Origin of the sequence: Streptomyces caelestis (genome assembly GCF_001279005.1) — a bacterium.
In the GTDB taxonomy this organism is placed as follows: Bacteria; Actinomycetota; Actinomycetes; order Streptomycetales; family Streptomycetaceae; genus Streptomyces; species Streptomyces heliomycini.
Window position 1 is genome coordinate 2,537 of record NZ_LGCN01000215.1, and the last position, 19,462, is coordinate 21,998.

At 70.4% G+C, this 19,462-nt stretch carries 15 protein-coding genes and 7 pseudogenes (1 of these 22 only partly in view); 14 read left to right on the forward strand and 8 right to left on the reverse strand.

The features are described from left to right. A pseudogene (locus tag ADK41_RS25545) lies at nt 1-734 on the forward strand (Helicase associated domain protein) (it extends 1,904 nt beyond the left edge of the window). 174 nt (nt 735-908) lie between these two features. Here the strand turns inward: ADK41_RS25545 and ADK41_RS25550 are convergent. Both ADK41_RS25550 and ADK41_RS25555 read right to left on the reverse strand, forming a co-directional pair. Next, complete coding sequence (locus ADK41_RS25550; protein ID WP_051843503.1) at nt 909-1,562, reverse strand: hypothetical protein; 654 nt, start codon at nt 1,560-1,562, stop codon at nt 909-911. Nucleotides 1,563-1,604: 42 nt separating this feature from the next. Next, complete coding sequence (locus ADK41_RS25555) at nt 1,605-2,183, reverse strand: helix-turn-helix domain-containing protein (protein ID WP_051843505.1); 579 nt, start codon at nt 2,181-2,183, stop codon at nt 1,605-1,607. 83 nt (nt 2,184-2,266) lie between these two features. Between ADK41_RS25555 and ADK41_RS25560 the strand changes: the two genes are divergently transcribed. The 9 genes and pseudogenes from ADK41_RS25560 to ADK41_RS43450 all read left to right on the forward strand — a co-directional run bounded on the left by ADK41_RS25560 (nt 2,267) and on the right by ADK41_RS43450 (nt 8,644). After that, on the forward strand, nt 2,267-2,476 hold the full coding sequence (locus tag ADK41_RS25560) for a hypothetical protein (RefSeq protein WP_030834413.1): 210 nt from the start codon (nt 2,267-2,269) through the stop codon (nt 2,474-2,476). Further along, the gene (locus ADK41_RS41790) at nt 2,473-2,637 is read left to right on the forward strand and encodes a hypothetical protein (protein ID WP_158717712.1); all 165 of its coding nucleotides are present in this window, start codon (nt 2,473-2,475) and stop codon (nt 2,635-2,637) included. The genes ADK41_RS25560 and ADK41_RS41790 overlap by 4 nt, the downstream gene beginning before the upstream one ends. Nucleotides 2,638-2,670: 33 nt before the next feature. Then, nucleotides 2,671-3,165: a nuclear transport factor 2 family protein gene (locus ADK41_RS25565; protein WP_051843508.1), complete on the forward strand. Its 495-nt coding sequence runs from the start codon at nt 2,671-2,673 to the stop codon at nt 3,163-3,165. Nucleotides 3,166-3,575: 410 nt separating this feature from the next. Then, nucleotides 3,576-4,706, forward strand: coding sequence for a DNA gyrase subunit B (locus ADK41_RS25570; RefSeq protein WP_234319043.1), 1,131 nt, complete (start codon nt 3,576-3,578; stop codon nt 4,704-4,706). 274 nt (nt 4,707-4,980) lie between these two features. Then, a complete protein-coding gene (locus ADK41_RS42550) occupies nt 4,981-5,346 on the forward strand; it encodes a hypothetical protein (RefSeq protein ID WP_199821992.1) in 366 nt (121 codons plus the stop codon). A 304-nt stretch (nt 5,347-5,650) separates the two neighbouring features. After that, the gene (locus ADK41_RS25585) at nt 5,651-5,926 is read left to right on the forward strand and encodes a hypothetical protein (protein WP_030834423.1); all 276 of its coding nucleotides are present in this window, start codon (nt 5,651-5,653) and stop codon (nt 5,924-5,926) included. Continuing rightward, the gene (locus ADK41_RS25590; protein WP_030834425.1) at nt 5,926-6,324 is read left to right on the forward strand and encodes a hypothetical protein; all 399 of its coding nucleotides are present in this window, start codon (nt 5,926-5,928) and stop codon (nt 6,322-6,324) included. Before ADK41_RS25585 ends, ADK41_RS25590 begins: the two co-directional genes overlap by 1 nt. A 387-nt stretch (nt 6,325-6,711) precedes the next feature. Further along, nucleotides 6,712-7,314, forward strand: a pseudogene (locus tag ADK41_RS43445) (protein kinase domain-containing protein); the annotation flags it as partial. A 205-nt stretch (nt 7,315-7,519) separates the two neighbouring features. Then, complete coding sequence (locus ADK41_RS43450) at nt 7,520-8,644, forward strand: serine/threonine-protein kinase (protein ID WP_051843512.1); 1,125 nt, start codon at nt 7,520-7,522, stop codon at nt 8,642-8,644. A gap of 52 nt (nt 8,645-8,696) precedes the next feature. On the opposite strand, the gene ADK41_RS25600 is transcribed toward ADK41_RS43450, so the two are convergent. Together ADK41_RS25600 and ADK41_RS25605 are read right to left on the reverse strand one after the other, a co-directional pair. Beyond that, nucleotides 8,697-9,095 carry a hypothetical protein gene (locus ADK41_RS25600; protein ID WP_030834427.1) on the reverse strand — a complete coding sequence of 133 codons (399 nt, stop codon included), beginning with the start codon at nt 9,093-9,095 and terminating at the stop codon, nt 8,697-8,699. Beyond that, nucleotides 9,092-9,940: pseudogene (locus tag ADK41_RS25605) on the reverse strand (IS5 family transposase). The gene ADK41_RS25600 and the pseudogene ADK41_RS25605 overlap by 4 nt, the downstream one beginning before the upstream one ends. A 259-nt stretch (nt 9,941-10,199) precedes the next feature. Here ADK41_RS25605 and ADK41_RS25610 point away from each other — a divergent pair. From ADK41_RS25610 to ADK41_RS41795, 4 pseudogenes are all read left to right on the forward strand, one after another. After that, nucleotides 10,200-10,727 (forward strand): annotated as a pseudogene (locus ADK41_RS25610) (transposase family protein); the annotation flags it as partial. 232 nt (nt 10,728-10,959) lie between these two features. Beyond that, nucleotides 10,960-11,641: pseudogene (locus ADK41_RS44335) on the forward strand (IS110 family transposase); the annotation flags it as partial. A gap of 22 nt (nt 11,642-11,663) precedes the next feature. After that, a pseudogene (locus ADK41_RS41095) lies at nt 11,664-11,903 on the forward strand (transposase family protein); the annotation flags it as partial. Nucleotides 11,904-11,951: 48 nt separating this feature from the next. Continuing rightward, nucleotides 11,952-12,077: pseudogene (locus ADK41_RS41795) on the forward strand (IS3-like element ISRhosp1 family transposase); the annotation flags it as partial. A 57-nt stretch (nt 12,078-12,134) separates the two neighbouring features. Here ADK41_RS41795 and ADK41_RS25620 read toward each other — a convergent pair. The 4 genes from ADK41_RS25620 to ADK41_RS25635 form a co-directional block, all read right to left on the reverse strand. Continuing rightward, complete coding sequence (locus ADK41_RS25620) at nt 12,135-12,509, reverse strand: PIN domain-containing protein (protein WP_030834430.1); 375 nt, start codon at nt 12,507-12,509, stop codon at nt 12,135-12,137. Next, a complete protein-coding gene (locus ADK41_RS25625; RefSeq protein ID WP_030834432.1) occupies nt 12,506-12,760 on the reverse strand; it encodes a hypothetical protein in 255 nt (84 codons plus the stop codon). Before ADK41_RS25625 ends, ADK41_RS25620 begins: the two co-directional genes overlap by 4 nt. A gap of 308 nt (nt 12,761-13,068) precedes the next feature. Continuing rightward, a complete protein-coding gene (locus ADK41_RS25630; protein WP_030834434.1) occupies nt 13,069-14,751 on the reverse strand; it encodes a hypothetical protein in 1,683 nt (560 codons plus the stop codon). 4 nt (nt 14,752-14,755) lie between these two features. Further along, the gene (locus ADK41_RS25635; protein WP_037805158.1) at nt 14,756-19,402 is read right to left on the reverse strand and encodes a hypothetical protein; all 4,647 of its coding nucleotides are present in this window, start codon (nt 19,400-19,402) and stop codon (nt 14,756-14,758) included. Nucleotides 19,403-19,462 lie beyond the last annotated feature (60 nt).

Sequence of the window (19,462 nt, forward strand, 5' to 3'; positions counted from 1 at the left end):
AACCCGGCGAAGAAGCCTGGGAGGCCAAGCTCGCCGCGTTCCGCTCGTACCGGCGGGCTACCGGGCACCTCGCCCCCCGGCAGGACGCCGTCTGGGACGGCCCGGTCGGCGGCGGCCCTGTGCCCATCGGGCAGCACATCACCAACCTCCGGCGGAAGGGCGGCCTGGGCAAGGACCCGCGGCGGGCCGCCGTACGCGCGCAGCAGCTGACCGCAATCGACCCGGACTGGAACTGCCCCTGGCCACTCAACTGGCAACGCCACTACCGCCACCTCGCCGACCTCGCCGCCGACGAGGCCGACGGCGTCCTGCCCGACATCGCCCCCGGCGTCCTGTTCGACAGCGACGACATCGGACGATGGCTCCAGCGCCAGAAACAGCCGACCGCCTGGAAGCTGCTGTCGACCGAACAGCAGGAGCGGCTGACCAAGCTGGGCTTGAAGCCCGTTCAGGCGCCGACTCTCTCCCCGGCGGCCGGGCGCGCGACGAAGAGTCCGGGCAAGGCGCAGCAGGCGTTCCAACGCGGCCTGGCAGCCCTCGCGCAGTGGATCGAGCGGGAGGGCGCGGACCGGCCTGTACCGCGCGGCCACGCTGAAGAGATCACGGTCGACGGCGAGGTCGAGCCGACGGTGGTGAAGTTGGGCGTCTGGACATCGAACACCCGCGCGAGACGGGACAAGCTCACCCAGGAGCAGCTGGAGGCGCTGCGGGAGCTGGGCGTGGGGTGGGCATAGGGCCGCCGGTAGGGGGTGTGTGCATCATTGCCGCGGCGGTGTGGGTGTGCCGTCCGGGTCCAGGCCGTTGGGCCACCGCCTTACGAGAACTCCTTTTAAAGAAAGTTCCAGACGGAGGTTGCCCATGCCGTGGTCGGCGGCCTGCCGGGCGAGGGCCTCAGCACCCTCCCAATCCTAATCCCCGGCCCTTTTCCGCAGCACGGCCAGGCGGGCCAGGGCGTTGGTGCTGCCGTGGCTGGCGGCGCGGTGTAGGAGGTGGTGGGCCCATTGCAGGCGGAACCGGGTATCGGCTGCTCGGGTGAGGTTGTACAAGTTGTCGGGGCGGGTGAGGTGGGTATGGGCGGCGTGCCAGAAGGATGCGGTTGGGCACAGGTGGCGGCGGATGGTGCGGCCGTGTTGTTCGAGGTAGTCGGCGAGGCGGAACACCGGCCCCGTCGGGCGGGGTGAGGGGGTACTGTCCGGGGAGGGGCCGGGCGGGCGTCGTTGCGGCCGTGGGGTGATGCGGCTCAGCGGGGCGTGCTTGCCGTGGACGTGTTCGGCGAGTTCGGTGTAGGCCTTTTCTGCCCAGTCGTCGGTGAGTTGGTCCCAGTCGGTGTCGTGGAGGTAGTCGGCGGCGGCGTCGGTGAGGAAGGCCTGCGGCAGGTGGAGGCCGACACCCAGGCGGCGGGCGTCCGTCGCCGCTTCCAGCAGTGCTCGGGCGGCCGGAGCGCCGGTCTGATAGCGCTCCAGGAGCGCGGGGCCTCCGGCAAGGTCCTGGGCAAGGCGCCCGTCCTTGCCGGCGCGGGTGAGGGCGCCGACCAGCAGCCGGTCACCGCGATCAGTCTTCACCCTGGCCTCGGCGCGGGTGGGGTCGAAGGGATGCCACAGCCGCTACCCCTGCTTCGCCAGCGGCTGCACGGCCTCCCAGCACCCCCGGGTCTTGCCCGTCGAGGAGGAGCCGACCAGGACCAGCATCCGGCTGTGGCCGGCCGCCGCGTCCTGGACCGCTTCGGCCAGGATCCGGTCGTGCCCACGGGGCACGTAGCCGGGCAGCAGCCGCTGCCCAAGCGAGCCGGTACCGTCTTGGGCGCTGCCGGCCGGGTGGACCTCCGGCGCGTGCGGATCCCACTGGCCGATCGGCCGGCCAGGTCCCGGCCGATCACTGCTTCCGCCACCGGCCGCGACCTGCTGCAGCGCCAACAGTTTTTCCACCGGCAGCTTCAGCGCGCGGGCCAGCGCCGTCACCGTCTGCGCCGACGGCACCGGCCCGTCGGTCTGGAACGCCAGCTGCACCGTCGTACGGCCCAGCCTTGTCCGAGCGACGAGGTCCGTCTTCTTCACCCCGGCCCGGGCCAGCCCGCCCTCCAGCCTCCGGCGTAGCTCGGTCAGCGCCGAGTCCGGAGTGTGGTCGGCCTGTTCGTCGTGCACGTGCTCGCCCCCGCGGGTGGTGAGGTGTTCGCCGGTGTTCATCTTCGTCCCGGCGAACTCCGGCGCACACCGATTCCGCCACCTTCGTCCACGTCAACACCCCAACCCCTTGACGGGAGTCTGCCGTGAACGTCGCCGTTGTCCTCCTCACCGCCGCGCTCGTGCTGGTCGTCGCGGTGCTGGCCGCCGTCGGCGCGGGCAAGCTCGCCCGTCTGGACGGCGCCACCTACCCCGCCGCCCTCACCCGCGCCGCCACCGCCTTCACCGCGGTCCTCACCCTCGCCACCGCGGTAGCCGGCGCCCTCGCTGCTCTCGGTCTCGACTGGGCGGCTTGACGGTGATTCTGGGCCCGCATCGCTGGCTGGAACTGCGGCGCTTTCGTGGTCTGCTGAGGTCCGGGGCGATGAGCCTGTCGGAGATCGCCCGGGCGATGGGGCTGGACCGGAAGATGGTCCGCGAGGGGTGCATGGCTGTGACGCGTCGGGTCCCGCCGTGAAGTTCCGTCGACGGCGGGGCCACTCACGCCCGCATGCCACGATGTCTCCCCACACCGCACCATCCGGGGGGACACATACGCACCCGCGCCACCACCACGCTCGCCGTCCTGCTGCTCACCATGCTCACCGCCTGCTCCTCCAGCGAGGACAGCGGCGACGACGTGACAGCCGCCGACAGCAGCGCAAGCAGCCCGGCCGTCGAGGGGAGCAGCAAGCCGGCTGACGACGGCTCGTTGCAGCAGGCCGTCGAGGACTACACCGCCGCGTACTTCGACGGCGATGCCGACACCGCGTACGAGATGTTGTCGGAGCGCTGCCAGGGGAGGATCACGCCCGAGGTGTACGGGGCGGCACTGGAGCAGGCGGCGGCCGACTACGGCGATGGGCACCCGGCGACGGACGTGAAGGCCGAGGTGTCCGGGGACTTGGCGCGGGTGAGCTACCGGGTGGAGGGTCTGGCGAAGTTCGACCAGAAGTCGCAGCCGTGGGCGCGGGAGGGCGGCGACTGGAAGTACGACGCCTGCTGACCTGACGTACTGGCCACAGGGCGGTGCGCGACGTCGGAGCAGCCAGGTCGTGGGTGGACACGCATGCGGAACGACGAAGCTCCTGGTAGACGGGTTTTTGACCAAGATCACCCGTGTGCGCCAAGAGCTTCGCGCGCTTGTCTGCCCGTCGTCGATGGAATTGAGGGCTCAGGGGCGCCCGGAATGGGGTCGTGCGCGGCTTCGTCGGGTCCGCGGACACGTTTTGGGCGTGGTGTACGGCATCTGGGGCCAGCTGCTGCCCGGCACGCTCTCATCCACCCGTCCGCAGCGTCGCCGTAACGGCTTTGACCTGGTGTTTTTGTGGGTTTCACATAGGCTGCGGAGGTCTGTCGGGCATCATGGGAGGGGCCTTCGTGAGTGAGGGAGGAACGGGGTACGACGCTGTCAGGATGGAGGAGCTGGAGGGGCGGGAAGCCGTTCGGAAACGGCCCGGTATGTGGGTTGGCTCGACCGGCGAACGCGGGCTGCATGAGTTGGTGTTCCAGGTCGTCGGCTGGGCTGTGAACCATGTCCTGGCCGGCCGCGGCGGCTCCGTCGATGTCACACTCACCCGCGACGGCGGCGTGCGGGTCGCCCACAACGGGTTCGGGTGTCCCTTCGCGGCCGAGGGGAACGCCGGTGGTCGCGGTCTCGAAGTCCTGCTGACCCGTATGCCCGCCGGGGACGAGCCCGGTGGTCGGCACATCGCGGCCGTGAGCCACAGCCGGGATGTGGGGCTCTTCGTGGCCAACGCCCTGTCGAGCAGTCTGACGGCCGAGGTGCGGTGTGAGGGGACCCGCAGGGTCCAGGAGTACGCGCGCGGTGTTGCGGCCGCCCAGCCCGCCGCCGTGGGGCCGACGGCCGGAAGCTGGACCACCATCGCTTTCTGGCCCGACGTCGAGATCTTCGAGACGACGCGGTGCTCGTTCGCCGTGCTGGCGGAGCGTTTCCGGCAGGTGGCCTTCCTCAACCGGGGCCTGGGGATCTCGCTGGCCGACGAACGCCCGGCGGGCGGGGCCCGGGCGGTGAGCTTCCGGTTTCCGGAGGGAGTGCGGGACTTTGTGGCCGCCCTCGAAGCGGAGACGGGGGCCGCCCTTCATCCGGATGTCATCGGCTTCGAGCGCGAGGATCCGCGGATGGCGGGGACGATGGAGGTGGCGATGCTGTGGAGCGGCTCCCGTCAGGAGCGAATACGCGGCTTCGCCAACAGCCGGGCCACTCGCCAGGGCGGCGCGCACGTGGACGGCTTCCGAGACGGAGTGATGGCGGCAGTCACCGCCTACGCGCGTGAACGAGGACTGCTGGCGGCGGACAACGCTCCCTGCGCCGACCGGATCAGCGAGGGTCTCACGGCAGTCGTGTCGGTGAAACTCGAATGCCCCGAATACCTGGGCGCCACGCGCGAGCTGCTGGGCAACACCGACGTACGCGACTGTGTCGGGGAGGCTGTCCGGGAACACCTCGGTAACTGGCTCGAGGAGCATTCGAAGCAAGCCACGCAAATCGTCGACCGAATCCTCCGGAACATCCGCCAGGACTGACCGGCGGTCGATACACCCACAGGCAGGACCACTCCAGCGGACGTCATCGAAAAGCCCTTACGCCTCGACGAGGACGAGGAGGGCGAGGAGTGAGCGCCGGCTTCCTGCGACTGGTGGGTGCGGTGGCCGGTGGCCGCACGTCCGGCCGCTTCTGCGGGCTGCCGCCGGTATCGGTGGGCTCGGCTGGCCCGGTGGCAGGACACCGCCGGAACGCGGTGTTCCAGGGGCGCCAGTGCGAGGCGCTGTTCGGGACCGATGCTGAGGGGTGGGGCCGGTGAGCGCGCCTGTCTCGCAGCAGTCCCGCTTCGGTGGGGCCCGGCCGGCGGCTGTGAGCATGGTCAGCGGGGGCGCGGTCGTCGCAGTTCTGACGATGGCCAACGCGTCCTGGGAAGTCGTGGCGATAATCGTGCTCGTCACGCTCGTGGTCTCGCTCATTCTTGGCCTGGTCAAGATCGTGGTGCCCGATGAGTCCGAGCACAAGCGGGACCTGGTACTCGAATATTTCCGCTACCGCGAGCGCCAGGCCAAACAGCGTGAGCGCCGGGCTGAACTGCGCAAGCGCCGACGGCGACAGAGAAAAGGCGTGGATCTGCAGGAGCAGCGCAACCGGGCCACTGGAGATGATCATCCGCTTCCGTGATCGTTGCCGGACGTCGACCGGTGACGCCCACCGGGTGGTCTGGACGTGCACGGGCTGAGCGGGCGTATCCGGCCGGCCCACCACTACCTGATAGCGGTGGTCCGGCTTCGGGTCATGGGGCACCTCGTGCACCGCTCATCAAGCGCACATCTGGCGTACCAATCGTGTACGGAAGGCGTGCCCTCGCTCGTATCCGAGGCGTCTGCGAGGGCGGTCTTCCGCGCGTGGGCGGGTTGCCGAGGCGTGCTGCCGTACGGTCCTGTTTCCTCTACCTGCAGTAGAGGAGCGCGGTGGAGTGAGGGATATGGCAGCAGACGAGACGAGCATCAAGGTGAGTACGGCAGCTCGAGACCGGCTCGCCCAGCTGGCGGCCGAGCACGGCACCACCATTCGCAGCCTGGTGGAGGACCTCGCGCAGGGCACTCCGACCCAGGCCGAGTACGCCGAGCGTGCCGAGCTGGCCCGCGCCGAGCTCGCCTCCGCCCTCGGCAGCGCGCCGAGCCCGGAGGCCGAGGCGAGGGCACGGGCCCTGCTGGAGCGTCTCGGCGGCGCCTCGCACGGTCCGCAGGTGGCCGCGTAGTGGCGGCGATCGCAGTCGTCCTGGACCACACGACCGCCACGGCGCTGTACGACCCGAAGGATCCGTTCAACGAGGCGGTCGCTGCGTTCTACGCCCAGGCGTCCGGCGGGCTCGGTGATCTGTCTGCGCCGGTGCTGTCACTGACGGCCGGCGACGCCGAACGACCCGGTCTGCTCGGCTACATCAAAGGGCTGCGGTTCATCCGGATCGAAGCGTTCGACACCGACGCCGCAGTCACCGCCACCGGACTGCTGCGCTTCGGGCACTCCTGGGCCGCCGTCCACGCCATCCACGCCGCCCACCCCTCCGCCGCCTACCCCGTCGGCCGGTACCTGCTCACCCTGACGCCGAAGGCGTACGCCGGTACCGGCGTCCAGGCCGTCCACCCCGGCCAGTAACCGTCAGCCGCCGACGACAGAAAAGGGTCACCACGACTCCGCCTGCACCGCCGACACGACCGTCGCTTTGTCCCCGGGCCTGGCCCGCCGCCTGACACCAGCAAGACCCGGCACTGCTTCGCCGGGAGGAGCACCGCGCTCGTACAAGGGCGGGTGCGTTGTCTGTTCTGATGTGCCCGGCCGCAGGCCGAGGTGTCTTCCGGAGGAACCGTGCAGTTCACTGTCCTGCCTGTCCGCGGGCGGCCCGTCTCTCCCCTGCCGGGGCAGGCCTTCCTGGTTCGGGACAACTGGGATGACTACAGCTTCAAGACGTCTTTCCAGTTGCTCTGTGCCGATCCGGGCGGGGAGATCAGGGAGATCGGCGCCGTCAAGATCGGCCGGTTCGGCATGGTGGCCCCGGCCAGAACGCCGCTGCCGGACGGTTTCGAGGCCCTGGACGGAGCCTTTTTCTCGCTCGGGCTGAGGGACACCTACTACGAGCGGCTGCGCGAGCTGGGTCCCGATCTGCAGCACACCGTCCTGCGGGCACTCAACGACGTCTCCTTCGATCTGGACCTCTTCTCCCGCCCCCGTACCGAGAGCGTGACGGGCACGTCCCTGCTCCGCACCGTTTCCGCTGACACCGTCGTCGGCCGCTTCCGGGGCAGCAGCCTGTCCGCGGCACCGCCGGCGGTCATCACCGATGTCACCCGGCGACACCTGTTCGACGCGCTGCGCAGCAGCGGGGTGAGCTGGTCGGGCAGCCTGGACGAGGTCACCTTCCTGCGCAGGCTGTACGACCTGGACCGTCTGAAAAGTCACGATCCGCGGTTCGCAACGGCCGAGGGCGACATCATCCAGCACCGCTACAACAACCCCGGGGACTGGGAAGAGGACTGGGTCTTCGGTGACGAGCGCTTCGGGCTCGCCGACGGCGCCGACGAGGTCCTGCTCCGCTTCCTGACGGAAATGATCCACCCCGCGGTGCGGACGGACCCCGACGAGGTCCAGCGGCTACTGACGCTGGTCAACGGCCTGCTGGCCCCCGACGGCTACGAGCTCGCCGAGGCCCGCTGTCAGCGGCCACCCGGTATACGAGGCCCGCCGGATACCGGCACACCGCACCCCCCGCTCCCCCAGCCGCCGCGCCGCTCGCGGCGAGCGCAAGGACTACTCCTGTTCGCGCGAGCCGGTCCCGGACGAGGGCCAGGCGGACGTGTTCGAGGCGGTACACAAGCCCACCGGCACGACCGTCGCGTTGAAGAAGCTGCACAGCAAGTACCCTCCCGAGCGCCAGGTGGCCCGTATGCGGCGGGAGATCGAAATCGGCCAGGTGCTGAAGGATCACCCCCATGCCATGCCGATTCTCGACTTCGGCGCCAACCACACCTGGTTCGTGATGCCCTGGGCGGATGCGACCGCCGCACAACGCCAAGAGCTGCTGCAGGAACCGGCTGAGCTGCGCGCCCTGGTCGACGCTCTGGCATCGGTGCTGGCCGCCGCGCACGAGGAGGGCTGGCTGCACCGCGACATCAAACCGTCGAACATCCTCTACTTCGACGGCCGCTGGACCCTCGCCGACTGGGGCATCGTCCGCCGGCCACGGGGCCAGACCACCAAGGTGGGCCGCACCGGCCTCTACATCGGCACCGAGGGCTTCGCCGCGCCGGAACTGTCCGGAACACCTCACGAGGCCACGGCGTCCAGCGACGTCTACAGCCTCGGCCGAGTCATCGCCTGGGCCCTCACCGGCAAGACGCCGGAGACCAACCTGCCGCTGCTGCCCCCTCCCGGCCCATGGCGCACCATCGTCCGCGCCGCCACGTATCCGGATCCGCAGCGTCGCCCTCAGACCGTCAGCGAGCTGCTCGCCCTGATCGACCGTGAGCACGCGGACGTCCTCGAAGACCCTCTCGAGAGCGCCCAGGCGCTGCTGGAAGCCGCGGGTGCCGGCGACTCGGCGGCCGCAGACGCCCTGCTGGCCTTGGTCGGTGATCACCCCGAGGACTACGAGATCCACGTCGGTGTGCTCGCCCGCCTCGATGTCCAGCAGGCGGAATCGGCCCTCGAACGGGACCCCGCGCAAGCTCACAGCCTCCTGCGTGCCCTGGCCGAGCACGTCCACGGAGACGACACACACATGGTGCAGTTCGGCGACGCCGCAGCAGTCGTGATCTGGCTCCAGGGCGTTTGCGTCTACGCCGCCGGCCACCGCGACTGGGACCTGCTGGAGGAAGCCGCCCACACCATGTGCACCTGGGACGCCGCCTGGAACCAGTGGAACGCCCGGGACAAAATCGGCCCCTGGCTGCGAGCCCCGAGTGGGCGGTTCGTAAGTTGATGTCCGTTTCTGGTTGAGGTTGCAGCGAGGTCGCTGGTGGGGGTTGTGTCGGCTATTGCTTCCTGGCGAAGTTGCCGGTGTCGGCCTCGGTGAGGATCCCAAGTTTGACCAGGCGTTTCAGCTTGGCGCGGGTGCCTTCGACGTTCTTCGGCAGCAGTTCGTGGCCGAGGGCTTCGCAGACGTCCTTGGCCCGTAGCGGTCCGGTCGTCTGGTTGAAGGCGTCGAGGATGCGGGGGTAGTCCGGGTGCTCGGGCAGGTCCGGCGGGCCGGCCGGGAGCCGGTCGGTGAGGCCGGTGACAGTCGTGCGGGTGATCGCGAGGTGTTCGAGGCGGGTCTCGGCCTCCCGCAGCCGGGTCTGCAGGTCGTCGATCTGTGCGCGGAGGTCGTCGGCCAGGGCCCGGGCGGCGTCTTCCTGGAGTTTCAGGGCATCGAGCAGGGGCTGGAGGTTCACGCTGACACCGTCTGCGTCTCGCGCCAGGTGGGGGCGTTCGCGCCGGTGAGGCGTCGGGTCATGACGTGGGTCATCGCCCAGTAGGCGCGGGAGGCGGACGAGGAGGGGTGGTACTCGTCGTCGCGGACCAGGCGGCGGTGCAGTATCAGGATTCCGTAGGTCTGCTCGACCCTCCACCGCTTCGGCTGCGGCACGAACCCCTTGACCTGCGGGGTGCGTTGGACGATCTCGACATCGATGCCCAGGTCGGCGCCGTGCGCGACGACCTGGTTCTTGAAGCCCCGGTCGACCAGGACTTTGCGGACGGTGCCGCCGGTGTGCTCGGCGACCTGGTCCAGCAGGAGGATGCCCGCGGCGTTGTCGTGGGTGTTCGCGGCGAGGACGACGACCGCGATGACCAGGCCGAGGACGTCCACGGCCAGGCCGCGCTTGCGGCCGGGCACCCGCTTGGCCGGATCGTGACCGGTCATGGCGGCGGAGATCCCGGCGGCCACGTGGACACTCTGGGTGTCCGGGACCACCAGGGTCGGGTCCTCTCATCGGCGGGCGCGTTCACGGACCCGGCAGCGCAGGAGTTCATGGATGACCTGATCAGTGCCTTCGTCCCGCCAGGCGGCGAAGTAGTAGTAGGTCGCGCTCTTGGGCGGCAGGTCGTGCGGGAGATAAGCCCACTGGCAGCCGGTCCGCCCCTGGTAGAGGATCGCGTTCACGATCTCCCGCATGTCGTAGGCGCCCTGGTGCCCGCTGACCGAGCGATGCCGGTCCTTCCACGCGGTGATCACCGGCTCGATCAACGACCACTGCTCGTCCGATAAGTCACTCGGGTACAGCTTGCGTTCATTCACCCGGTCACATCACCAGATCAGCACCCGTGGACCGGCGGATTCCGCCCTGTCGCCACACCATCAGGCGACAGCAGAACCACTCAAAGACTCACGAACCGCCCTCTTATAGGTCCCCACCTGGGACTCCTCTCCCTGGACTCAGGATCCAGTGAGCCCTTTCCAACCTGCCGGTTCGGATGGGCGGTTGGACTGACAGGCAGGTGAAGCCCCTGGTAGATGGGTTTTCGACCAAGAAATCCGTCTCCACCAGAGGCTTCGTGTGCTTGTCTACCCGTCGGGCGTCGACGTGTCCAGCTCTGCCCTGCGCTTCCTGTCCGCCAAGCTCCGCCGGCTCCGCCGGGAGCTCGGTACCCGATGACGGCGCCTGAGCCCCGACCAGCAGGCCCTGCTCACGCTCGCCCACCTTCGCAACGGCCACCCGTACGCCCAGCTCGCAGCCGGTTTCGGCATCGGGACCACGACGGCCTACCGGTACGTCGCCGAGGCCGTCGAGCTCCTGGCCGCCTTCGCCCCGACTCTCGCGGAGGCGGCCCGGACGGCATCGACGAAGGCTTTCGTGCTGCTGGACGGCACCCTGCTGCCGATCGACCGGATCGCCGCGGACCGCCCCTTCTGCTCCGGCAGGCACAAGAAGCACGGGATGAACGTGCAGGTCCTGGCCGATCCGTCCGGCCGGCTGCTGTGGGCGTCGCCGGCTCTGCCCGGAGCCGTCCACGATGTCCGGGCCGCCCGTGAACACGGCATCATCACCGCTCTCACGGACGCCGGCATCACCTGCTGGGCCGACAGTGATGATGGGTGATGGCGTCACCGACAGATCTGTCCCTTGGGCCGACTGACCGGAATCTCGTGTCCTTGCCTTGATCCGTCGGTCTGTCGGTGACGCCATCGCACGTGGTCGGCCAAGGGCATCGTGACTTCATAGGTGCTTGTACGAGAAGACCCGTCACTGTCGTGTCCGCCTGCCTCGACTGGCCCGTGTTGCCCTGTCAGCACGATGAGAAGGCAGCAGCTCCAGCATGATCAACCAGCAGCTCGAGAAGGAAGTCTTCGCCGGAGTCGACACCCACACCGACACCCACCATGCCGCCGTCGTGGACCCGCTGGGACGTCCACTCGCCGACCGAGAATTTCCCACGACCACCCAGGGATACCGCGCTCTGTTGATGTGGCTCATCACGTTCGGCCACGTACAAGCGGTGGGTGTGGAGCGCACCGGCTCCTACGGCGCCGGACTGACGACGGTGCTGAGCGCGGCCGACCTGACGGTGGTCGAGGTCAACGCCCCCCGACCGGGGCACCCGACACACCCGCGGCAAATCCGACCCAATCGACGCCTACGCTGCCGCCCGCGCAGCAGCCTCAGGACGGGCTACGGCCATCCCCAAGTCCCACACCGGCACGGTGGAAGCCCTTCGCCAGCTGCGTGTGGCCCGCGCGTCCGCGATCAAGGCCAGAACCCAGGCGATCAACCAACTCATCGGCCTGCGGGTAACCGCTCCCGAAGCTCTGCGCGCATCGCTCACAGGGCTCACCCGCACCACCCTGGTCAACCGCTGCCTTCGGCTGCGGCCAGGAGTTGACCTCACCTGTCCCACGGAGGCCGCCCGCTACGCACTGCGCCAACTGGCACGCCGCATCCGCATGCTCACCGAGGAGATCGACGAGGTCACCGAACACCTGGCAATGCTCACTTCGACGACTTGACTTCTATAGGAGCATCAAGGGATACCGAGGCACCAAAGGCACGGTCCGGGTTCCGTACTGGGGACGTTGGGAGAACCTCTCCACAGGCCAGAAGGCCGTCAACCGGTCTCAGGCAAAAATCCGAGCCCTGGTCGAGCAGGCCGTCGTCACCCTCAAGTCCTGGCGACTCCTCCGCAAACTGCGGTGCTCGACCACCCGCATCACGAGCCTCGTCCAAGCCATCCCGACCCTGCATTTGGCGAGCTCAGGCCGATGATGGAAAAGACTCAGTGCCGAGGTGTCCACGATCAAGGTGGAAGGCCCGCTCAAGCTGTTCCGCTGGCTGTTGTACTACAACCGGCACCGCCGGCATTCCGCGCTCGACCACCTCACACCAATCAAGTTCGAACAGCGACTGATCACGTCACGTACTCTGTCACTCGTGGCATGAAACCGGGTGTCCACTCCCGGGGATCAATCTCAGCCTCACCTTTGCCCGGAGTATAGGTCAGGTGGGGTTCAGCGGAGTGATACCGGTGCCCGTGTACAGCTCGGGTTCCAGCGACAGAACGGTGAGAGGCTCCCCTGCCTTGATCGCGTGCCAGGCGATCGCAGCCGCGTGGGTTACCGGCCAGTCCACGTTTTTCCAGTCCATTGCGTCTACGGAGTGCGCAGCGGTGAACGGGATACTCTCGGCGAATCGCAAGGATGCCGCGTGCTTTCCTGCCCCGGCGACCTGCCGTTCGGCAGCGAGGATGGACAGGGAGGGGATGATGACGCGGCCGGTGCCGCGTGAGGCCTCGATGTAGAGGCCGGTGAAGAAGGGGTCGGTTCGGTACAGGGCGACCAGAGCGGTGTGGTCCAGGACAGCCGTCAGGTTCACGCGGCGGCGCCGCCCTGATGGGCGCGGATCTTCGCCCAGGCATCCTGACCGGCCTGCTGGACCTGCTCTGTGTACTGGATGCCGAGCTCACGGGCCGCCTCGGCAGCGCGCTGCTCCCGTTCGGCTTCCGTGAGCTCACGGGAAGCGAGCTCTTCCAGCAGCTCGGTGATGGTGGTGCCGCGCTCTTCGGCAAGGACACGCAGCCGGTCGCGCACTTCCTCACTGGTCTTGATGCTCGTCGGCTTACTCATGTCGCCTATTCTACCAGCGGTAGAACTCGTGGAGCGGGAGTGCTCGGTTCAGTGCGGTGGTCCCAGGAGACGATCTCGTCCGTTGGCACTGATGCCCCTGTGACTCCACCCACGCACTGAAATGGTCGGCCCGGAAAAGACGTCGCCAGGCCGTCGCCCGCCACTGCCACTACCAAAAACGCAGCTCAGCACACCATCCGTTGCTGAAGTACCAGGTGTATTCGGCGGACGCCCTGTCCTGTGGATGGTCGGCCCGCGCGTCGCGGTATCCGGCTGCCGCCCCAGCCTCGGGGCGGCGGGCCAGCGGCCTACTCCTCCAGATGGTCGAAGCGTAGAGCGGAGGATGATTCGCCGCGCCCGGGACGGGCCTGGCGGGCGGTCCACAGCAGGCCGCGGCCATCAGCGGTGCGGGCGTACCGGTGAGCGCGGGTAAGGGTGATGCCCTCACGCGGAACCTCCTCGGCGTACAGGTCGTAGGCGCCGGGGACTGTCGGGTTCAGGAGGCGGCCCAGAGGCTGCAGCGGACGGCCGTCCGGACCGTCGAGACGGCCAAGGCGCAGGACGTGAGAGCCGGGGCGGGATTCGACGGGAAGCAGCGGGAGCCAATGGGCGGGGATGTCGGTCATGAGTCGGTAGGTAGCGGTGCTACCGGGCATGGAGGGCGTGGGCTGCAGGATCGGGGCGGTGCGGCTGCGGTCCAGGGTGCCGCCGACCGGGGTGGGGACGCTCCGTTCAATCGCCCAGGCCTGGTTGGCTCCCTCGTCCCGGGCGAGCAGCACTTCTTCGATTGGGTCGCTCTCCAGCGCGCTGACGGTGACAGGTGGAACGAACAGGCCGGTGCGGCGGCCTCCGTCGTCGGTGCTCAGGCGGTGGAGTGACCAGTGGGCGTCACCATTGCCCGCTCCTGGTGTGGGCAGCAGGGTCGGGCCGCCCAGCTCCGAACTGAAGGTGTCGCCGACGACGACCGAGGTGAGCGTGGTGAGGCTGCCTACCGGCACTTCCAGCGGCACGAGGTACCAGTCGTTGCCGTAGACGGTGGCGAACTCGGCTACCAGCATCCGGGCCAGGTCGGAGGGTGCGGCCTCGATGCCGCCGAGATGGGTGTGGGCGTCCTCGAACTCCCAGTAGCGGCGGGCGGGCATGCCCGGGAAGCGGACCGGGACAGGGAAAGTGGTGCTGAGCAGGGTTTCGCGGTTGACGGTCGCCGCCAGGCCGGTGTCCCCGCCGGCGGTGAAGTCGGTCCAGTCCAGCTCGCCGCCCTGGTAGGCGGGGGCGGTGAGGGTGCTTTGTGCACCGGTTTCGCGAAGGCCGACCGAGAAGCAGTGTTCTAGACGTCGCGGGTCCCACGCCTCTTGGCCCTGCGCGGCGGTGAGGTGGCGCTCGTCGTACCAGGCGAGCCAGTCGCGCAGCGCGGGGAAGGCCTCGGCGGGCAGGCCCCAGCCGGGTTCCCCGGGGGTGGGTGGCGTGGTGTGCAGGGCGGAAGCCAGGGCGTGGCCGTCAGGCACCTTGCCCCGTAGGACCGTGAGGTAGCGTGCGGTGGCCGGGTCGTCGGTGCCCTCCGCGCCGGTGAGTCCGAGGGGGAAGTCGTCCAGGAGCAGCGCGACGGCCTCGGTGACCGCTTGGGCGGGGGCGGCGCAGGACCGTAGCAGGCGTAGCAGGTGCTGGCCCGTCTCGGCGCCTGAGCGTAGGTCAGCCGAGGTGGCGCGGAGGCCGCTGGGTTCAGCTTCGGCCATGGCCTGGAGGGGGGTGTGGCCGTCGTAGTCGGTGCCGGGGCCGGTGGCGGGGCCGGGCCGGTAGCGGGTGATCCGGTCGGCGTGGCCGCGGACCCGCACCCACACCGGGGTGCCGGCGTCGTCGCCGAGGAATTCGCCCAGCTGCCACTGCCGGGCGAGCATCCAGGCCGGGTCGTGTACCTGGGCCTCCAGGGAGGGGCGTAGGTCGCCGGTGCGGGCGCGGGGTTCGAGCCGGGTCCAGCTGGTGATCGATGCCATGGCGTTACCTCGTCAGTCCGCGGGTGAAGTCGGTGGCGACCGCGTCCTCGTAGCGGGTGTTCATGGCGAGGAGGGCGGCGGGGGCGAGCTGCCCGATGTCCGCGACGGCGGTGGGGCTATCGGGGTGCAGGGCCTCGTAGTCCACGGCGCGCAGCCGGGCGAGGTCCAGGGCTGCTTCAACGGTGGCGCCGAGCAGTTCGGGGGTCCACGTAGGTGAGGCGTCTGGCGGTACGGCCAGCAGGACGGTCTGTGGTGGCGAGGCGTCGGGGGCGTCGATGTGCAGGGCGACGCCGGTGGTCTGGTGTTCGTGCGGGATGACTTCCGTCCATTCGTCCACGACGATGCCGCGCAGTCGTCCGAACAGAACGGCGGCGGGGTCCGTGGGGACGGTGGTACCGGGTGTGTGCACGACCAGGGAGAGCCGGGGGCCGGGGCTTCGGTCGTCCGCGGACGGCAGGGCCGCCCAGCGTTCGGCCCGGGTGGGGTCAGGATGGGTGGTGTAGGGGGTCTGGGCGACCACCGCGGTGAGCGCATCCCCGGTCTCCAGTGCTTCGGCATAGCCCAGGCTGGTGACCAGCCGCTCGATACCGCGCCGGATCCGGCCCATGCGGGTGAGCCAGCCGGCCGGGGCGTGCGGGTCGCCGGCCAGCAGGGTGTCGGCATGGGCCAGGGACTCGGTGAGGGGCCCGGGGGCCGGGGCGGCAAAGCCGGGCAGCAGTATCAGGTCGCTGCTGAGCAGGGCGGTGAGCACCTGCCGGGCCCATTGCGGCACGGACAGCGTGCCCTGGGCACGCGCGGTGTCCAGATCCGTTAGGCGGCCGAGTCTGCGGGCGAGTTCGGGGGCCGTCCTGGTGGCGAGGGAGCCGAGCAGGGTGGCGTGCTCCGCGACGGCCGTGCTGTCGGCGCCGGGGCGCGGTGGCAGCGGGGGCACGACGGCCGGGACGCCGAGCAGGCTGGCGGTGGTCAGGCCCCGGTGGAGGAGCTGGATGCGGATGACGGCGGGGACGTCGGCCGGCGGAGCGAGGTCGGCGGCGGCACGCTGGGCGACCTCGCGTACAGCCGTGGCGCGCGGTTCTAGGTCCGGATCGTCTGCCCCGTCGTCGGCGGAGGCGGCCTGCGACGCGGCGAGGTCGGCGGGGCACAGGGGGCGTGCGGTGCGCAGGAGTTCACGGGCAGCGCGGACGGTCTCCAGGAGGGTTCCGAGCCCTTCCTCCGTGGCGTCCAGGGCTGTGGGTCGGGGCGCGTTCGGCTCGTGCGCGGCCAGGTGGAGGTCGGCGTGATGGAGGAGGTGGCGCTCCAGGTCGGAGCCGGGCAGGGCGTCAGGGTCCAGCCCCAGGGCGAGCCAGTCCAGCGGTGAGAGTGGCGCCCCGGCCAGGGGGACGGTACGGGTGGTGCCGTCGGTCAGACGCACTCGGTAGTCGACGGTGGCGGGTGCCGGGAGCAGAGTGGTCAACCAGGCGTTCAGGGCGGGCTCGGCGAGGGCGCGGGTCTGCGTGTATGGGTCGCTGGACCAAGCAGACGCGCCGGGGAGTTCCTCGTCGGTGAGCGAGGGCGGCGGAACGTGGATCGGCGGGGTTTCTCCCGCTCTTCCGGGGGCTTCGGCAGGGGCGAGCCGTCTCGAGCTGTCCGGGGCGGGCGGCTCGGGCAGCAGCACAATCACCCGGTGGGTGACGGCGTCGCCGCCGCGCGGGGTGCGCAGGGACTCCAGCTCCGGCGGTGGTGCCTCCCCGTTGCCCATGGCGTCGACAGTGGCTCCGGCGCGCAGCGGGTTGCCCTGCACGGCCTGGTGCACGCCTTCGACGAGGAGGGTGTCAGCGATCGCGTCCACGGCGTCGTCCAGGTCGTCCAGGACAACCTTGAGCGCGTCGAGTTCGGCGGTGGCGGTGGCCGGGACACCGACGTCACGGATGAGGTCGAGCAGGCCAGCCGCGCGACGGCGGTGCAGCCGCAGGCCATCGACGATGTCGTGTGCGGTGACGGACTCGTCGAGCGTGCCGTCGTGGTTGACATGGGTCGCGGTAGTGGGTGCCAGCGCGCGGAAGTGGTCGCTCCAGGAGGCCAGGGTGCGCATCGGGTGGTCTTGCAGGGCACGTTCGAAGCGGTAACCGAGCAGAGCGCCCAGCGGCTGGCCCCGGCGGACGCCGTCGACGATCCAGGCGGCTGTGCGGGCGCGGTCGGAGGGCAGGTCGATCGCGGTGGGCGCGTCGGGTCGGTCGCCGTGGGCCCGCTGAGCGGCACGCAGCACGGCGGCGGTGGTGGCCTGGGCGAGGGAGGGGGCGTGGACGGGGCCGGCAGTGTCGGCGGCGGCGTACAGCTTCCAGGGTGTGGTGGAGCCGGGCGGGGCGAGCGGGTCGGTCCTCTCTCCCTCGGGCCGCTGCTGCGGCGGTACTTCGGTCGGGTTCGTCTCGCGGGGCATCACGTCGAGCAGCCAGCCGTAGCCGCCCAGGTGAAGACCGTACGGGGAGGGGGTGCCGGGCCGGCGCAGCCAGGCGAGCCGCCGGGTGGCCAGCGAGGTGATCCAGGCGTCCAGGCGGTGGGAGGTGGTGTCCAGGTTCTGGGTGAGCAGCCGTTCCAGGTCCTCGGCGGGCAGCGGGGCGAGCGCCTTGAGGGCGGCCGCCGTCTGGTGCAGCGGGGCGAGTTCGGGCCGGGCTGCGGCCTCCGGGGTCCACAGGTAGGCGTCGACGGTGATGGAGGAGTTGGGCCGGGTGCGCTTGGCACGCCGCCACACGGTCGCGGTGGGGTCGACGTCGTCGGCGTCGATCACCTCGGGTTCGCGGCGGGCCGCTGGTCCCGAACCGAGCACGAGGTCCACGGCGCGGGCGTATTCGGCGAGCAGGGAGTGCCGGGCGAGGCGGTACAGCAGTGGGGTGGTCAGGGCGTGTGCTGTGTCGGCGGGACCGCTCGCGCCGAGGTCGTGCCACCAGCGTGCCCAGGGCAGGTTGTCTCGTTCGGCGGTATCGGGGACGTGCGCCCAGGTGGGCGGGGTGAGCGGTTCGGCGAGTGCGGCCAGGTACTGGGCGGGGGTGCCGCCGGGTGTATCGGCTGGGGCGTGCACCCACGGCAGGTCGAGCGGCCAGGCGTGGTCGGCGTACAGGACGCGGCCGGGTCCGTACTCCCAGGTGGGTAGAGAGAGTCGGGCGGCAAGGTCGCGCATCTGGGCTGCGAGGCCGGTGCGCCACTCGTCGCCGAGGGAGAGCGGTCCGTATCGCCACAGGTCGGCGACGTAGGCGGTGCCGAGCGCACTGCGGGCGTGTATGCGGCGGGCGGTGGGGGCCATGCCGAGAATTTCGGCGACGGTGCTCTGCGCGGCGGCGCCTCGGGTGATCCGCGGCACCGCCTGCGGGTCGGCGGCGGTGGGGGCCCAGATACGGTCGCGCAGGGTGCGTAGGAAGTCGGGGACGGCCGGATCGAGCCGGAGCGGGCCGAACCCGGTGCCTTCGAGGTCGGTCCAGCGGGCAAGTGGCAGGACGGGCAGCAGACCGTACGGCTGGCTGCCGATTCGCAGCGCGGGCAGGGGGCCGCCGGGGCGCAGGTACTGGCGAGCGTGCTCGCGGGCGCCGCGCACCTTCTCCTCGGGGAAGTGGTCCTCTCCGAACTGGCTGAGGAAGTAGCCCCAGGTGGCGCCCCACAGGGCGGTGGCCATGTCCCGGGCGGCGCCTTGGTCGCGGCGCCGGGCGTCGCGGGCACGGGCCAGGGGTCCTGGGCGGCCGGAGGCGTTGGTCAGCGGCAAGCCGAGTGCTTTGGCGAGGACGACGGCGTTGGAGTCGACGTGGGTGGGCAGGCTGTCGGCATGCCGGACCTGGTAGGCCGCGCGGTCCGCCTGGTCCGTGCGGCTGTAGCGGGAGGCGGCGGTGGAGGTGTTGTTGGAGGGGGCCCCGGGCGGCACGTAGCCCAGGCCCCGGGTGTGGTAATGCGCCTCGATGAGCCGGCTCAGCTCCGCGACGGCTTCGGTGGTCTGTCCTTCGTACACCCCGTACGCCAGGAGTTGGGTGTAACCGTCGCCGCGGGGCATCCGTACCGCCATGCCGACGGCCTCGGCGGTGGCGAAGTCGACCAGCCAGCGGGTGGCTTCGTCGGTGGGCGGAGCGGCGGGGTCGAGGTGGTCCAGGCCCGCGGTGGGTGCGGGACCGACCGGCAGGGGGTCGCCAGCGGGGCCGCCGACCGGTCCGGTGACCCGGGTTACGGTGGGGGCGGTCGGGTTACCGGGGCGGCCGACGACGTACCAGCGGGTGGGCAGCGCACGGGCGACGGGCCGCCTGGTCCAGCTCGCCGAGCGTGGTTCGCCGAGCACGGGGAAATGCGGTTCGACGTCCGTCGCGCCCCAGCCGGGCTGGTCGAAGGGATTGACCGGCTCCAGGGTCTGGGCGATCCAGCCGGCCCGCTCGGCGCCGAAACGGTCGGCCAACTCCTCCCAGGCGGCCTGCTCGGCCGGGAGGTCGCCGCGGGCGGCCCACAGGGCGCGCCAGTAACGGCGACCGTACTCGGCCTCATCGGCGGTGAGGGGCGGCTCGTGGGTGTCGATGTGGATCTCGTCCGGGTAGATACGGACCAGGAGTTCGGTGGCGGTGAACCGGGCCTCCAGCCGGACCGGCAGCAGGACCACGGGCAATGTGGTGGGCAGGGCCCAGGCGGGAGGCGGCGGCGTGGTCATCTGCGTCCGTCCAGGTGGTGTCGTACGGAAAAAGGCGGTGGGAGGCGGCGTCGGGGCGGG

Coding starts and splice junctions, on each gene's coding strand:
- ADK41_RS25555 (WP_051843505.1), bottom strand. CDS start 2,183: ATGAACACCGGCGAACACCTCACCACCCGCGGGGGCGAGCACGTGCAC.
- ADK41_RS25635 (WP_037805158.1), bottom strand. CDS start 19,402: ATGACCACGCCGCCGCCTCCCGCCTGGGCCCTGCCCACCACATTGCCC.
- ADK41_RS25585 (WP_030834423.1), top strand. CDS start 5,651: ATGGCAGCAGACGAGACGAGCATCAAGGTGAGTACGGCAGCTCGAGAC.
- ADK41_RS25565 (WP_051843508.1), top strand. CDS start 2,671: ATGCCACGATGTCTCCCCACACCGCACCATCCGGGGGGACACATACGC.
- ADK41_RS25630 (WP_030834434.1), bottom strand. CDS start 14,751: ATGGCATCGATCACCAGCTGGACCCGGCTCGAACCCCGCGCCCGCACC.
- ADK41_RS25625 (WP_030834432.1), bottom strand. CDS start 12,760: ATGAGTAAGCCGACGAGCATCAAGACCAGTGAGGAAGTGCGCGACCGG.
- ADK41_RS25570 (WP_234319043.1), top strand. CDS start 3,576: ATGGAGGAGCTGGAGGGGCGGGAAGCCGTTCGGAAACGGCCCGGTATG.